Annotated in this window: 12 protein-coding genes; 10 read left to right on the forward strand and 2 right to left on the reverse strand. The window is 39.6% G+C overall.

Translation table 11 applies throughout. From position 1 onward, the window contains the following. Positions 1-3 precede the first annotated feature (3 nt). Genes RCC89_08495 through RCC89_08505 form a run of 3 tightly spaced genes read left to right on the forward strand, consistent with a single transcriptional unit; the run spans position 4 to position 2786 of the window. Positions 4-471, forward strand: a complete 468-nt coding sequence (locus RCC89_08495) for a response regulator (protein WMJ73199.1) — start codon at positions 4-6, stop codon at positions 469-471. A 7-nt stretch (positions 472-478) separates the two neighbouring features. Further along, positions 479-1714, forward strand: coding sequence for a hybrid sensor histidine kinase/response regulator (locus RCC89_08500; protein ID WMJ73200.1), 1236 nt, complete (start codon positions 479-481; stop codon positions 1712-1714). A gap of 10 nt (positions 1715-1724) precedes the next feature. Beyond that, positions 1725-2786 carry a response regulator gene (locus tag RCC89_08505; GenBank protein WMJ73201.1) on the forward strand — a complete coding sequence of 354 codons (1062 nt, stop codon included), beginning with the start codon at positions 1725-1727 and terminating at the stop codon, positions 2784-2786. Between the two features lie 88 nt (positions 2787-2874). Here RCC89_08505 and RCC89_08510 read toward each other — a convergent pair whose 3' ends face one another. Together RCC89_08510 and priA are read right to left on the reverse strand one after the other, a co-directional pair. Beyond that, on the reverse strand, positions 2875-3501 hold the full coding sequence (locus RCC89_08510) for a hypothetical protein (protein WMJ73202.1): 627 nt from the start codon (positions 3499-3501) through the stop codon (positions 2875-2877). Between the two features lie 93 nt (positions 3502-3594). After that, positions 3595-6075 (reverse strand): primosomal protein N', encoded by a 2481-nt coding sequence (gene priA, locus RCC89_08515; protein ID WMJ73203.1) that lies wholly within the window; start codon positions 6073-6075, stop codon positions 3595-3597. 400 nt (positions 6076-6475) lie between these two features. Between priA and RCC89_08520 the strand changes: the two genes are divergently transcribed. The 7 genes from RCC89_08520 to RCC89_08550 are packed head-to-tail and all read left to right on the forward strand — an operon-like array spanning position 6476 to position 15309. Continuing rightward, positions 6476-6871 carry a response regulator gene (locus RCC89_08520; protein WMJ73204.1) on the forward strand — a complete coding sequence of 132 codons (396 nt, stop codon included), beginning with the start codon at positions 6476-6478 and terminating at the stop codon, positions 6869-6871. 6 nt (positions 6872-6877) lie between these two features. Beyond that, positions 6878-8242: a sugar transferase gene (locus RCC89_08525; GenBank protein ID WMJ73205.1), complete on the forward strand. Its 1365-nt coding sequence runs from the start codon at positions 6878-6880 to the stop codon at positions 8240-8242. Positions 8243-8268: 26 nt separating this feature from the next. Further along, positions 8269-9048: a TolC family protein gene (locus RCC89_08530; protein ID WMJ73206.1), complete on the forward strand. Its 780-nt coding sequence runs from the start codon at positions 8269-8271 to the stop codon at positions 9046-9048. Continuing rightward, positions 9045-11273 carry a hypothetical protein gene (locus RCC89_08535; GenBank protein ID WMJ73207.1) on the forward strand — a complete coding sequence of 743 codons (2229 nt, stop codon included), beginning with the start codon at positions 9045-9047 and terminating at the stop codon, positions 11271-11273. The genes RCC89_08530 and RCC89_08535 overlap by 4 nt, the downstream gene beginning before the upstream one ends. Beyond that, complete coding sequence (locus RCC89_08540) at positions 11270-12499, forward strand: glycosyltransferase (GenBank protein WMJ73208.1); 1230 nt, start codon at positions 11270-11272, stop codon at positions 12497-12499. The genes RCC89_08535 and RCC89_08540 overlap by 4 nt, the downstream gene beginning before the upstream one ends. A gap of 13 nt (positions 12500-12512) precedes the next feature. Further along, positions 12513-13862: an oligosaccharide flippase family protein gene (locus RCC89_08545; GenBank protein WMJ73209.1), complete on the forward strand. Its 1350-nt coding sequence runs from the start codon at positions 12513-12515 to the stop codon at positions 13860-13862. Further along, positions 13852-15309 (forward strand): O-antigen ligase family protein, encoded by a 1458-nt coding sequence (locus RCC89_08550; protein ID WMJ73210.1) that lies wholly within the window; start codon positions 13852-13854, stop codon positions 15307-15309. Before RCC89_08545 ends, RCC89_08550 begins: the two co-directional genes overlap by 11 nt. Positions 15310-15318: the final 9 nt, after the last annotated feature.

Below are 15318 nucleotides of genomic sequence, written 5' to 3' on the forward strand. Positions count from 1 at the left end.
CGCATGAATAATTTAAATAACTCCATTGTGATACTTATAGCCGACGATGATGCTGAAGACCGGATGTTGATTAAAGATGCTTTGGATGAAAGCAGATTGGTCAATAGTCTTCAGTTTGTTGAAGATGGTGAGCAACTTATGGACTACTTGCTGAACCGCGGAAAGTTTTCAGACAAAGAAAAGTATCCTAAACCAGGTTTGATCATGTTAGATCTTAACATGCCTCGCAAAGATGGTAGGGAAGCCCTTAAGGAAATTAAGGAACACCCTGACTTGCGTAAAATACCTGTTGTGATCCTTACTACCTCTAAAGCCGAGGAAGATATTTTAAAAACTTATGATATCGGAGTTAGCTCTTTTATCACTAAACCGGTCACTTTTTCTTCTCTAGTAGAGATTATGAGAACGCTGAGCAAGTATTGGTTTGAGATTGTCGAATTGCCAAAGAATAAGAAAAACTCAGGTTCTTAAATAAAATATGACAATGCCTTATAAGGATAAAGTAAATATACTCCTCGTGGATGATGATGAGGAAGATTTTATTATTACCAGAGATATAGTTGGCGAAATTCCCAATCGGAACTATTTAATGAAATGGGAGCCTTCTTATGACAAGGCACTTGAGTCTATAATTAATAGAGAACACGATGTTTATTTGATAGACTACCGTTTAGGAGCGCGCACCGGGCTTGAGCTTATTAAAGAGGCTACAAGCAAAAGAGCGTACGCTCCTCTTATCCTCCTGACCGGACAAGGCGATGTGGAGGTAGATGTGCAAGCAATGCGGGCAGGTGCGGCAGACTATCTGATCAAAGGGAATTTGAACCCTCATTACCTAGAGCGGGCCATCAGGTATAGCTTACAACATGCGTATAACCTTGGCCAAATCCGAAAGCTGAACTTTGAGTTAGAAGCAAGGGTTGAGGAGCGGACAAAAGAGTTGGAAAAAACAGTGCGGAAACTAGAGTTCTCGAATAATAGTTTAAAGGTCGCTCAAATTGAACTTAGCAAAGCTCTAGAAAAAGAAAAAGAGCTTAATGAGCTGAAGTCTCGATTTGTTACTATTGCATCTCATGAATTTCGTACGCCACTGAGTACTATTCTTTCTTCGGTTTCACTGGTATCAAAATACACCGACCCTGCCGATGAAGACAAACGCTTAAAGCATATTAACCGTATTAAGAGTTCGGTAAACAATCTTAAAGGTATTTTAGATGACTTTTTGTCCATTAGTAGGTTAGAGGAAGGGAATATTTATAATAATCCAGTAGAAACCGACTTGAAAGATTTTATGGAAGAGGTTGCTGAAGAGATGCGGTCTGTTGCTAAATCTGGGCAGGAAATCATTTGTCATTTTTCAGGAGAAACTCGCTTAATCAATCTAGATAGGCAAATCTTGAAAAATATTATCATAAATTTACTTAGTAATGCCATTAAGTATTCTCCTGCTGGAAAAGCTGTTGATTTTACTATAAGCACTACCAAAAAGGAAATTTCCTTAACGGTGAAAGATCAAGGTATTGGGATTCCTGAAAAGGATCAGCCACACCTCTTTTCTCGTTTTTTTAGGGCCAACAACTGTGGAAATGTGCAAGGAACTGGGTTGGGATTAAATATAGTTAAGAAGTATATTGATATATTAAATGGCAGCATTGAATATACCAGTCAGGAGAATGTTGGCACTACTTTTTTTGTACGAATACCTTTAAAATGATTAAGTTTTTATGAAAAAGATACTTCTAATTGAAGATAATCCTGATATCAGGGAAAATACAGCGGAGATCTTGTCTCTTGCAAACTTTGATGTGCTTACTGCTGAAAATGGTAAAATAGGTGTTGATTTGGCTAAAAAAGAAATGCCTGATTTGATTATATGCGATATTATGATGCCAGAACTCGATGGGTTTGGTGTACTGCATATGCTTGCCAAGAACCCTGCTACTGCCGGCATACCATTTATTTTCCTTACTGCGAAATCTGAAAGAGAAGATTTTAGAAAAGGTATGAATCTGGGTGCAGATGACTACCTTACCAAACCTTTTGATGACCTAGAACTGCTAGACGCTATTGAAATTCGTTTGAAAAAGAATGAGATTATAAAAACAGAATTTTCTAAAAGTGCTGAAGGCCTAGACGAGTTCATGAACGAAGCGAGAGGCTTTGAAGGGTTGAACAAGATGCTGGCTGATGAGAAGAAAACCATTACTTATAAAAAGAAACACAATATTTTCTCTGAAGGAAGTTACCCTAATGCCATTTATTTTATTAATAAAGGCAAAGTAAAAACTTTTAAAAGCAATGAAGACGGCAGAGAGTATATTACTGGTCTTTATAAAGAAGGTGACTTTATAGGCTATACGGATCTTTTGGAGGAAAACTATTATTCTGAATCTGCTGAAACCTTAGAGGAAACCGAACTGGTGGTTATCCCAAAGCAGGACTTTTTCTCTTTGGTACATCAGAATAGGGATGTTTCTGCTAAATTTATTAAAATGCTTGCTAATAACCTTATAGAGAAGGAAGAGAGGCTCTTGAAGCTTGCTTATAACTCAGTAAGAAAACGTGTGGCTGAATCTCTAATTATGCTTAGGGATAGGTATAAAAAAGAATCTGATAGCCAGTTTAAAATGGCGGTTTCCAGAGAAGATCTTTCCAATATTGTAGGGGCTTCAAAAGAAACTGTTATTAGAACCCTAGCCGATTTTAAGGAAGAGAAGTTGGTAGATTTGTCTGGTAGTACAATAACACTACTGGATGAGGGCAAACTTGAAAAAATGAGGAACTAGCTATAGCTGTTTTAGCTGGTATACCAGTATAATAATAAAAAAGACTGCTAATTTTAGCAGTCTTTTTTTATTATAACGGTCTGTAAAATCAATTGACCTTTGTTTCTTCTTGTTTTTGGGCAATAGTCCATGAAATTTGGTTTGAGTTCATGTTCCAGGTCATAGTTACTATGTATAGCTCAGAGTCCCAATGGCAAGCCCTGGTAAACCTGTTATGCTCTTCAACTTTATCCTCTATAGCAGGACCATACCTTAAGCTGTAAAAGTTTTGTAGATCTATATATAGCTCTTCTCCTTTTTCAAAATCAGTCTCTGTCAGCGTGTATGTCAACTTGTTCAACGAATCTGAAGAAAAATTGAATACTATAGAACCTTTGCGGTCAATAATGTTGATTGGGAGTGTAGCTGTAGACAGCGCTTTTGATTTGTCTAGTTCTGATATTTCGGTTTCAGAAAACAAGGTTTGTACATCTGTATAGCTAGACCCCAAAGGTACTTGTTCTGTTAGGGCTAACTTGTTTTTATCTTCGTTGGATATTGCGTTAAAAAACAACTCTTTGCTAGGTGCTTCATCTGCGTCGGAGGTGTTTTCTACACTATCGGGAGACTGGGCAACTATGTCTGTCTCTTTGATAGGGTGCTCCTGAACAGCTTCATCACAAGACCAAAGTAATAGGACACACGCTGCAAGTATATAATATGTTAAGTTTTTCATGATTGTTTTACCTGTCTGATCTTTAACACAAAAAACTGCTTTTTAATTTAAATATTTAAAAAAAGTTAAAATCTGAAATACGCATATTTCAGATTAAACCGGGTCTACATCAAAGATTACTTGTATTTGACGAAACGTTTTTTCGTTCAGAAGGTTTACGGTTTCTTTTTTGATAAGTTGCTTTGCGTATGGAATGTCCACTTTATTTTTTTCGAGTTTCAAAAGTATATTTATGAGATAGTAGTTTCTTATTTTGCTAATAATGGGCCACTCAGGGCCAAGTACTCTATGATTGCCTAAGTTGGGTCTCAAAAGGTTTACCAGTTTATAAGCAGCACGTTCGGCTAGGTTTCTATCTGTATGCCTAATGGTTATCTTAATTATTCTTGAAAACGGAGGATATAAAAAAGTTTCGCGTTCTGCAAGCTCTTCTTTAAAAAGGCCGGTGTAGTCATTGTCTATCACTTTCTTTAAAATGCGGTGTTGGGGATCACTGGACTGAATGATTACTTTACCCCGCTTGTCTCTACGTCCGGCGCGGCCACTGACCTGTACCAGCAGTTGAAAGGTTTTTTCAAAAGACCTGAAATCTGGAAAGTTAAGCATTTGATCCGCATCCATAATGGCTACGGTGCTTACATTTCCAAAATCAAAGCCTTTGCTGACCATTTGCGTTCCTATTAATATATCCGTTTCCTTAGATTCAAAAGCTTTGATAATTTTTTCATAACCGTTTTTGCTTCGAACAGTGTCTGTATCCATACGGCTAATTTTGGCGTTAGGAAGTAGTAATGATAAGTCTTGCTCTATTTTTTCTGTGCCAAATCCGGTTGTGGCTATTCTTGTCGATCCGCAAGCATGGCACTCTTTGGCTACTTCTTCTCTATATCCACAGTAGTGACAGCGTAGGTTGTTGGAGTGCATGTGGTAGGTAAGGCTGACGTCGCAATTGGTACACTTAAAGACATGCGCACACTCTTCGCACGTCAAGTAGGGCGAGAAACCTCGACGGTTTCGGAAGATAATAGCCTGCTCTTTATTTTTTAAGCACTCTTCTAGTGCCCCTAAAACCATAGGAGAAAAATCGTTGTGCATCTCCTTGAACTTTTTAGCCCTTCTGGTATCAGAAATAATGATTTCAGGAAGCGGGGTGTCTCCAAACCGTTTGTTTAGGGTCACCAGTCCACGGCGTCCGGTGAGGCATAGATGGTAAGATTCTATAGATGGGGTAGCTGACGCTAATAAAGTTTTGGCTCCATGCATTTTGGCTAGGACTAAAGCTGTGTCCCGTGCATGGTATCTTGGGGCAGGTTCTTGTTGTTTGTATGAAGTTTCGTGCTCCTCGTCTACTATGATTAATCCTAAATTGTCAAAAGGAAGAAATATTGAAGATCGCACGCCTATTACAAATGAAAAACGACCACTGATGATCCCTTTCCATGTTTCAACCCTTTCATTGACCGAAAACTTTGAATGGTATATGCCCATTTTGTCCCCAAATACTTTTTTTAGTCTTACAACCATTTGGGTAGTCAGTGCGATTTCTGGTAGCAAATACAGCACTTGCATGCCACTTTGCAATGCTTGAGTTATAAGGTGTATGAAAATTTCCGTTTTGCCACTGCCTGTTATGCCATGCAATAAAACGGTTTCTTGGTTTTGAAAAAGCTTCATGATCTCCTGTCTCGCGGATTCCTGATGCTCTGATAAAACGGGAAGATCCTGTTTTTCTTTACTTATTTTGCCAAACCTGGACACAACCTCCTCAAATTCTTCAAATATTTCTTTTTTTACCAGGGTGCGTATGGTGGAGTCCGCGCCTGTTACTTCCACTAGTCTTTTCTTTTCGAGTCCTTCAGAGTTTTTCTGAATTGGCACTTGTTTAAGGTAATGAAGAAGAACGTCAGTCTGCTGAGGCTTTTTTTCTAAGGTTAGAAATAAGTTTTGCAGGTTTTTCTGATCTTCGTATAGCGGTGAAAGTTTTATTTTTTTGATGGTTTTGGGCGTAAACTTTTCCTTTACTTCCTCAAAAACAACGATTTTTTCTTTTGCCAACAAAGACTTTATGTGTGGGAAAATATTTTTGATACCGGCCATTTTCGCCAATTCATCAAAAGTGATCTCAAGCTTTATTTGAAGAATGCCTATAATATTTTCTTCAGTGTCTGAAAAAGGGTAGTCTCCACTATAAGAACTGTTTAGTTGAATCCATGATTGGCTGTGTACTTTGAGTCCAGAAGGCAGCGCTGCATTTAACACTTCACCTGGTGTGCTCAGGTAATAGTCTTGCATCCAATGTAGCATGCGCAGCTGAAAAGAATTCATGGTGGGCTCATCATCTAAAACCTCCATTATATCTTTCGTCTCATATACTTGAGGAGGGTTGTTGTGTATATGCGCTACAACAGCAGTTACAATTTTCTTTTTTCCAAACCTCACTATGACCCTAAATCCTGGGTGTACCAATCCTTTTAGATGATCTGGAATACTATAGGTATATAAATTAGGTACGGGAGCCGGTACTATTAAATCCGCATATAACTCTGCTTCTTTCTGTTGCAGCGGGTTGCTCATGTTTTTTAAACTGTTTTATAAAACCCTCAATCAATATAAGTGCTAGGGTGGCAAGGGATATAAAATCACCGCATCTGGATTGCAACTATGCTAGAGTTGAAAAACAGGTGAAGCGACTGATTTGAAGTTGTTTTGCCACATTAAAAAAGGCCTACTAGTTTAATTGGGCTTTAAGGTAACAATAAAAAGTAATTTATCATTAAAAAAAACCTAAACAAAAAGCCTCCTTCGGGAGTGCTTTATAAATAAAGAATCTATTTGGAAAAGAAGTTACCAACGATTTTAAAGAACATCAACAATTATGTATGGCCAAGGTTATAATAATATAGTGCTTATAGAGGAAATACCCTCTTGTGGGGTGAAAGAATACATAACATACAGACAGTAAGAGAGAAGAGATATGGAAAAGGGATATAATGATATTACTGTGTTGGCAATTGATGATATTAATTCTACGCTTGCAATTATAGAATATACATTAAATAAGAAGTATAATGTAAAAACCATGGGTACTGGAACAGAGGCCTTGGAGTGGATGAACGAAGGAAACCTGCCAGACCTTATCATTTGTGACCTTCACATGCCCGAAATGGAAGGGGTAGATTTCATAAAGCACATCAGAGCAAGTGGTTTTTTTAAAGACATTCCTTTGTTGGTTCTTTCGAGCAATGAACTAAGCTCGGTAAGAATTAAATGTTTGAAAGCGGGGGCTGATGATTTTATGGTGAAGCCTTTTAATCCGGAAGAACTTGAAGCAAGGGTTGATAACCTGTTAAGAAGAACAATTAAAGTCTGATGAGGTATGAAAAAGTCAACATATACTGATAGTAAAGTAGATGTTGGGCAGGGTTCTTTAAGAAGAAGCCTGCCTGACCATAAAATAGCCCTTATTGATAATGATCAAAAAAGGGTGGAGAACTTTTTGAAGAAGACCTCAGAAAGTTTTGAGGTCTTTGTGTTTGATAACGGCTTTAAACTATACAATTGGATACAAAAGGGTGGAGTGGTAAATGCAGTGGTTTCGTCTGGCAAATTTAACAGCCCTAATGGGATGTCGCTTTTGCAACACCTGCGAAATGCCCCAGAGTCTGCGCACTTGCCGTTTGTTTTCCTTGTTCCGGATATCGATAACGAGAGAAGGTTAAAACTGCTCAAAGCGCGCGTAAATGAAATCTTTACGTATGATTTTTCAGGCGAAGACTTTAAGCTGAGGGTTAGTTTCCTTATAAAAAATGCCTTATCAGATAAAAAGAAGCGTGCGGCACTCAATGGGTTACAGGAGTACAAAATGCCTTTTGTAAAACGTGCTTTCGATGTGGTGTTTGCTTCTGTGGCTTTACTTTTCTTGTCTCCTTTTTTCTTTTTACTAGGGGTTGCTATAAAGCTGGAAAGTAGAGGGCCAATCTTTTATGCAGCTAAAAGGGCTGGTACTGGTTATAAAATCTTTGACTTTTATAAGTTTAGGTCTATGCGCAAAGATGCTGATGCCTTGCTAAAGGATATGTCGCACCTAAACCAATATAAAAAGTCTAATGCTTCAGCACCTGTTTACGAAGATGGCGGGAAACCGGCTGTGATCCCAAACACTGTTATGGAGAACCCTGTTGATTCGAAATTTGCCAAAGTAAGTAATTATATACAGAACCAGTATAACACCATGGATGCCAAAGGTCAGTCTTTGCCTGCCCTGTGTGATGAATGTCGGGAGCGTGGGGTGGCCTGTCGTAGCGTGCTGATGTTGGACGACAAAATTGTATGTGAAAAGCTCCACCTAAAGGAGAAAAAAGAACGTGCCGCAGGAGAAACTTTCCTCAAAATCAAGGACGACCCAAGGGTTACCAAGATTGGTAAGTTTATCAGAAATACCAGTATTGATGAACTGCCTCAGTTATTTAATGTACTCAAAGGCGATATGTCCATAGTGGGCAACAGGCCTTTGCCTTTGTATGAAGCAGAAAAAATTACTGTAGACCAATTTACCCTTAGGTTTATGGCTCCTGCTGGAATTACAGGCTTGTGGCAGGTAACTAAAAGAGGAACTTCTGAAATGTCTGAGGAGGAAAGAATGCAATTGGATAACGACTATGCCAAAAACTACAGTTTTTGGAGAGACATAAAAATAATACTTAAAACTATTCCGGCACTCTTGCAGAAAGAGAATGTCTAAAGGGAAAATTTATACTTATGCCATATATGAAATTTTTATTTAGCAATAAGCAACTTTTAGGATTGGCAGCTGCCTGTTTTATGGCTTTTTTGTCTGAAGAGGCTATAGGGCAGGACGAGCCACAAACAGAAGACGAACTTGATATATTACGGTCTCCTATGGGACAAGACCTTGAAGAGGAATTGATCCCACTAGGAGATATTATTGGAATAGCTATGGAAAACTCGCCTTTTCTAACATTTGAAGAGGCGCAAATAAGAAGCCATAAAGAACAAGTAACCATTGCCAAAAGGGACTTTCATAGAAATTTAGCATTAATGGGTAATTATGCTACTGGTAACCAAAGGTTCATTATTGATGGTGCACAAGGTGCCGGTATGCAAAGTAACCTTTTGGACGGTTATAGGATAAGCCTTAACCTGCAAATTCCTTTAAGTGATTTCACAACCAGGAAACAGCAGATTAGGGTTAGTCAAGCTGAATTGGATGCGGCCAGGTCCAGAATGGGACAGGCAGAGATTGAGCTTAAAAGGCAGGTGGTAGAGGAGTACAATGCGCTCCTTTCCGCCCAAAAAGTACTGCGGATTGTCAGCACGAACAAAGAGAATTCCAGTATTATGCAGGAAATGGCTGAACGTCAGTTTAGGGACGGGGTTATTACTGTAGAAGAACTGGCCAGGGTAAATGAAATTGCAACGAATGCTGAAATTAACTTTGAAGAAATGAAAAGGAATTTCAATACCCTGTACATGCAGTTCGAAAATTTAGTTGGTGTACCAATAACTACTTTAATGAGAGAGCGATGAATCTGAAGGATGTTATAAGGATAATTAGAAGGAATCTCTGGATGCTTATCTTGTTTCCGGTTATGCTGGCGGTGTTGGTTAACCATTTCACCAAACAGCAACCTAGGGAATATACTTCCAGTGTTCTTATCTATACAGGTGTAGGTAGTGGGTTTAAAATAACAACTGACGATAAACCGCACTTTGACCATAATGCGGTCAACAACACTTTTGACAATTTGGTAGTGACCTTGCATTCAAGGGAAACCATAGAAGAGGTGGCGTTGAGGTTGTTGGCTACGCATTTGATGCTTAATGAACCTGACCCTTTTTATATTTCAAATGACAATTTCGAGCGCTTGCAGGAGATTTTTCCGGAAGACGAGCGGAAAAAAATTGTTGTTGAAAATTCCAGGGAGAAAACGCTTGCTAATCTGCGGAGTAACTTCCATAGCACGAAGGATAACAAGGTAAAAGCTGTGCTCGATTCTGATGACGAAATTTATAGCATAGATTACCTAAAGGAAATTATTGAGTCGGAAAGAAAAGAGTTCAGCGATATGTTGGACATATGGATTACTACTAACGATCCAGGAGTTAGCTATACGACTTTAAATATATTGACAGACATATTCCTTGATAAGTATCAAGACCTAAAGCTTAAAGAAATAAGAAATGTGGTCTCATACTTTACGGACCAGGTGGAAATTAAGAAAAACCGCCTTAAGTATGCCGAGGATAAATTAAGAAAATTTGGGGTCGACAATAAAATAGTGAACTATGAGGAGCAGGCTAAATCTGTCTCCGCTGCCAGAGAAGAGCTGAATGCAGCTATTCAGAAGGAAGAAATGGTTTACTCTTCTGCAGAGGCGTCAGTTAAAAAGCTTGATGAAAAAATAGATCTTAGAAAGGGGCTGCTGGAAACTAATGAAAAAATTTCAACCAAGCGAAAAGAGCTTTCTGAGGTCAATTATCAAATAGCCAATTCAGGTTTGTATAATGATGATGATGAAAAGAAATCCAACTTGGATAAGAAGGCTAAAAAGCTGAAAAATGAAATCCAAGGCTTGGTAAACGACCTATATGTGCTTAACAACAGTCAAGAAGGATTGCCTAAAGATGGTATGCTGGAGCAATGGCTAGAGCAAATACTCATCATGGACGAAAGTAAGGCCAGGCTTCTTGTGCTGAACAAGAAAATCAAGGAGTATGATGACCGCTTAAACGCTCTAGCTCCTTTAAAGGCTACGCTTAATGGACTGGAGCGGGAGGTAGATATCGCTGAGGAAGATTATCTGCAGGCCCTGAAAGCTTTGAATACAAACAAAGAGAGGCAGCAGAATATAGAGATGGCTACAAATGCCAGGGTGGTAGACAAAGCTTATTTTCCGGTAAAGCCCGACTCTTCTAAAAGGATGATGGTCGTATTGGCTTCTTTCTTTGGAGGTATAACTTTGATAGGGTCTGTTTTGGTAGGGCGAGAACTGCTGGACAACCGCATTATTACCCCAAGAAAAGCTGAGAAACAGACAGGTCTGACTTTGGCTGGTGTGGTGCCTTTTCTGCCTAGTAACAGAAAATCTCAATACCTGTCTTATGCCGAGGAAAGCCTCATGGATCAGACTTTGAGCTCGGTTATGTTGGGTTTACAGGAAACTGCCCCTGATAAAGCACAAAAAACAATTATGATATGCAGTACCCGGGCTGGTGAAGGAAAAACCAGGAGTACACTTAAGTTTGCTAATAAGCTTTCAGAAATAGATGGACCTGTTTTGTTACTGCATCCTGAAGAAGAGGATGGTGAAGGGGACTTGATGAATGAAAACCGTCAAGTGGACATTACGACCCTTGACCTGAGAACATACAAACAGGGTAAAGATTTTATAAGGAGTGCTGACCCAGCCGCTTACGCAGGTGTCAATAAAGAGGACAGGGAAAAGTATCGCTATTTAATTATAGAGGTACCTCCATTGGTAGAAAATCAATTGCCTTTGTCCATTATAAAAGGTGCAGATCTGACCTTGCTTGTAGTGGATGCAAGTAGAGAATGGACAGATACGGACAATTATATCAATGGACTGTTGAAAAAAGCGTCTGGTAAAGATCCGATGCTTCTTTTAAACAAAGTTCCAGCTGAACGCCTGGAAGAAATTCTTGGAGGAATTCCTCGCAGGCACAGAAAGACTAAAAAAGTGAAGAAAATCAAGCCTGGGAAGAACGAAGAAGTAAGAAAGGAGAGACTATGATCAAAGGTGAATCTTTTATTTGTCTGGCCCTAAATACTTGGGATAGCGATCATATGAACACGCTCGTTCAGATCATGGGGCCGATGAGTAAATATAATAAAGTGTTGTATGTTGACTATCAGTTTACTATAAAAGACCTTGTTGTCGCTATGTACGGCAACAAGGGTATTCCAGTAAGGAAAATAGCAGGTTGGGATGACCGGTTGTCGGTCGTTAAGACTAAATATGGGTCTGAAGTGTATGTGCTTAATGTACCACCAGTGCTGCCGGTCAACTGGTTGAAGAACTATAGTATTCATGATCAGATGCTGAGGGTAAATGCGGAAATCGTTCGTAGAAGTGTGGTTAAGGCTTCTGAAAGGCTAGGCATCAATGACCCAATAGTGGTTTCTGGTTATAATCCTTTTTACGGGCTCGCAACTGCGGGAAGCTTTAATGAAAAGCTGAATGTGTATTACTGTTATGACGAAATAAAAGGTGACCAAAGATATAAATATCATGGCACTAGGATTGAAGAGCAGTATTTGTCAAAAGCCGACCTGGTGGTGACTACATCTGATGCTTTGTATCAATCGAAAGCAAGTTGCTGTAAGTCCTGTTATGTAATAAAAAACGGGGTGGATTTTGAGCTTTTTCATAAAGCTTCCGGTGGAGTAAATCATGGAAGTGAGCGTAAAGTTGTGGCATATACGGGCAGCATAGATGAGCGATTCCATACAGAGGTCATGGTGCATGCTATTGAGCATATGCCTGATGTCGATTTTACTTTTGTAGGCAGGATCACAAACTTTTCGGCAGCGGCAGCTATGTCTCGATATCCTAATGTTAATATTTTAGGTAGCCGTGCGCCAGAAGAAGTCCCTACTTTTCTGAAAAAGGCGGATGTTGGGGTTATCCCGTACCTGAAAAATGAAGTCACTAGCGGTGTTTACCCTCTCAAGATCAATGAATATTTGGCCGCTGGGAAACCTGTGGTAATGACAAAGTTTGCCGAATTGAATGAATTTGAGGGCTTGGTGAGTTTTGTCGAAAGCAAAGAAGAGTTCTTGCGTGCTTTAAAATTTGAACTAGAGAGCGATAACAACGAAAAACAAGCGCAGAGGATAGATACTGCCAGGAAAAACTCCTGGGAACATAGGGTGGAAGAGTTTTCCACTGTTCTGATTGAAACTTTGACTGAAAAAGAAAAATTGACAACTAGGGAAGGAAATCTGCTCAGCAGGTGAAAAAAGAGCGCTTATGGTTAGGGATTTGCTGAACAAGGTTTTTCAGAACAACAATTTCTTGTCGCTTCTGGGAAATGCTTCTGCAGCTTTGTTGGGATTTATCAGCTTTGGTGTACTGGCTCGAAGTTTGGATAAAGGGGACTTTGGTAATTGGGTACTTTTTATAACCATTGCCACTTTGTTTGAATTGCTGAGGACCGGCTTTGTGCAAACACCTTTGATTAAGTTTTCCTCTGGTACCGAGGAAAGCAAAAAGAATGTGGTGCACGGAACATCTTGGCTGTTTGGTACTATTGTTACATTTTTACTAGGAGCTGTTACTTTACTTGTTTGGGCGCTCTTTGGGTCTTTTATTGATAATCAAGGAGTGATTTTCTTTCTACAGTGGTTTTGGTTGTTGAATATTGTAACGCTTCCTTACAACCTTGCTACGTGGGTCTTGCAGGTAGAGATGAGGTTTAACCGGATCTTGTATATTCGGTTGATGGTGCTAAGTGTATTTTTGGTACTGTTGGGTGTCAATGCATATTACGAGTATGGTTTGTACTTTGTCCTTTATAGTTACCTGACGGCGCATGGACTTACCAGTGTCATATGCCTGGCGCTTGGTTGGACAAACATCAGTTCGGTTCGGTTTTTCTCCAAGAGTTTACTTAAAGAACTTTTTCATTTTGGGAAGTTTAGTATGGGTACAATGTTGGGGGCAAATCTGCTGAGAAGTTCAGATACTTTACTCATTGGTGCTTTCCTTGGCCCTTCGGCTGTTGCTATTTATAGTATACCGCTTCGGCTAATGGAGGTTATGGAAATTCCTCTACGTAGCTTTATGGCAACTGCTTTGCCTACCTTGTCTGCCCATATCAATAATAATGACCGAAAGGGGTTTAGGAAATATTTTGAGAAAAGCGCTGGCATGCTGACAGTTTCTTTCATTCCACTTGGGCTTGCATGTGTATTGTTTGCAGAGCCTATGGTGTGGTTGCTGGGAGGTGAGCAGTATCTTGAATCTGCAACTATTTTACGCGTATTTGGACTATTTGCCTTTATCATGCCACTAGATAAGTATAGCGGTGTGTCGCTTGATGTATTGAACAAGCCCGTGCTGAACTTTTGGAAAGTGGTCGTTATGCTTTCTGTAAATATCATTGGTGATGTATTGGCTATCATGTTTCTAGGAAAGCTTTGGGCTGTAGCGGCGGTTTCATTCCTTACCTTTTTTAGTGGGCTGGTTTTTGGGGTAATCTTCCTCAAAAAACTTCAAGAGTTTTCTATTAGAGACGCTGTTGTTACTGGTTTTAATGAATGTAAAAGTTTACCGGCAAAACTAATTTCTAAATTTAAAACTGTGCCTGATGGATCTTAAACTAAACAATAGTAGGCTTGGGGTTGGCATTAAACGGTTGATCGTGTTTTCGTTCATGGTGGCAGCAACTGTTGCGGCAGCTTATATGGTCACCGAAGGTGGCATAATGGCAGCCGGCGCATTATTTGCGCTGCCTCTAGGGGCACTCCTTGTTTTGTCTATTTTCCTTAAACCTGCTGTTGGTATGGTTTTGGTCATGCTGTTAGGGATATATATCATCGGTCCTACAAGGTATATATCTGGTGTGCCTTTAGGTTTGAGTATTGATGTCATGTTGTTGTTGACATTTTTAGCCACTATTTTTAAAGTTCAACAGGAAGATAAAAAGTGGCTGAACAATAGCTTGTTTATACTGCTTGTGATTTGGGTGGTATATATAATTTTTCAGGTTATGAATCCTGAGGCTGTTAGTTATGCGGCTTGGTTTTATGCCTCTCGATCCTTGGCATTGTATTGGGTTTTGGTCGTTGCCCTTACATTTTTGATGTTTAGGGAAGAAAAGCATTTCAATACTTTCATTACCGTGTGGATGTGGGGAGGTATCATCAGTGGGCTATATGGGGCTAAACAATTACACTTGGGATTGGACTCGGCAGAGCTTGCTTGGCTGGAAGCCGGTGCTGATGAGACACACTTGCTTTTTGGTAAGCTTAGGGTGTTTTCGTTCTTTTCAGATGCAGGTCAGTTTGGTGCTTTTCAGGCTTATACCATGGTCGTTGCCGCTATCTTGGCATTGAAAACTGATAAATTTTGGCGTAGGATATTGTTTTGGGCCACCGCCGGTATATGCTTTTACGGTATGCTGATTTCTGGTACAAGAGGGGCTAACTTTGTGTTGATGATAGGCTTTTTGGTCTATGTTCTTATGACTAAAAAATTTAAGATACTTACGGTGGGGCTTATCCTGTTAGGTGCTTTTTTCTGCATGTTGAAATTTACTTACATAGGGCAGGGTAACTATAATATACAGCGGATGAGAAGCTCCCTAGACCCAGACGACCCTTCTTTTCAGGTGCGTCTTGAGAACCAAAGAAAACTTAAAGCTTATATGGAATCGAGGCCTTTTGGCGGAGGTGTTGGTACTGCGGGCTATTGGGGTTTGAGGTTTAGCCCAGGTACATTGTTGGCAGAAACTCCAACAGATAGTTTTTATGTACGTGTTTGGGTTGAAACGGGTGTGGTAGGCCTTGTCTTGCTGTTAGGAATTTTAATTTTCGTATTCATACTTACTTTTATTAAAGCTTGGAATATCCGAGACCCCATTATACGGCAAAAGATGATGGCTATATATGCAGGAGCTCTTGGGGTGGCGGTGGCTAGCTATGGAAACCAAGTCATCGGACAGATTCCTACGCTTGTGTTTTTCTTCATGAGCTTGTCATATTTGTATATAATGCCTGATTGGGAGAAAAAAAAGCAGAAAATAGGGAAGTCTGATAAACTGTAAGGCTATTCA

This window comes from Cytophagaceae bacterium ABcell3 (genome assembly GCA_030913385.1).
GTDB lineage: Bacteria > Bacteroidota > Bacteroidia > Cytophagales > Cytophagaceae > ABcell3.

Coding starts and splice junctions, on each gene's coding strand:
- RCC89_08495 (WMJ73199.1), top strand. CDS start 4: ATGAATAATTTAAATAACTCCATTGTGATACTTATAGCCGACGATGAT.
- RCC89_08500 (WMJ73200.1), top strand. CDS start 479: ATGACAATGCCTTATAAGGATAAAGTAAATATACTCCTCGTGGATGAT.
- RCC89_08505 (WMJ73201.1), top strand. CDS start 1,725: ATGAAAAAGATACTTCTAATTGAAGATAATCCTGATATCAGGGAAAAT.
- RCC89_08510 (WMJ73202.1), bottom strand. CDS start 3,501: ATGAAAAACTTAACATATTATATACTTGCAGCGTGTGTCCTATTACTT.
- priA (WMJ73203.1), bottom strand. CDS start 6,075: ATGAGCAACCCGCTGCAACAGAAAGAAGCAGAGTTATATGCGGATTTA.
- RCC89_08520 (WMJ73204.1), top strand. CDS start 6,476: ATGGAAAAGGGATATAATGATATTACTGTGTTGGCAATTGATGATATT.
- RCC89_08525 (WMJ73205.1), top strand. CDS start 6,878: ATGAAAAAGTCAACATATACTGATAGTAAAGTAGATGTTGGGCAGGGT.
- RCC89_08530 (WMJ73206.1), top strand. CDS start 8,269: ATGAAATTTTTATTTAGCAATAAGCAACTTTTAGGATTGGCAGCTGCC.
- RCC89_08535 (WMJ73207.1), top strand. CDS start 9,045: ATGAATCTGAAGGATGTTATAAGGATAATTAGAAGGAATCTCTGGATG.
- RCC89_08540 (WMJ73208.1), top strand. CDS start 11,270: ATGATCAAAGGTGAATCTTTTATTTGTCTGGCCCTAAATACTTGGGAT.
- RCC89_08545 (WMJ73209.1), top strand. CDS start 12,513: ATGGTTAGGGATTTGCTGAACAAGGTTTTTCAGAACAACAATTTCTTG.
- RCC89_08550 (WMJ73210.1), top strand. CDS start 13,852: ATGGATCTTAAACTAAACAATAGTAGGCTTGGGGTTGGCATTAAACGG.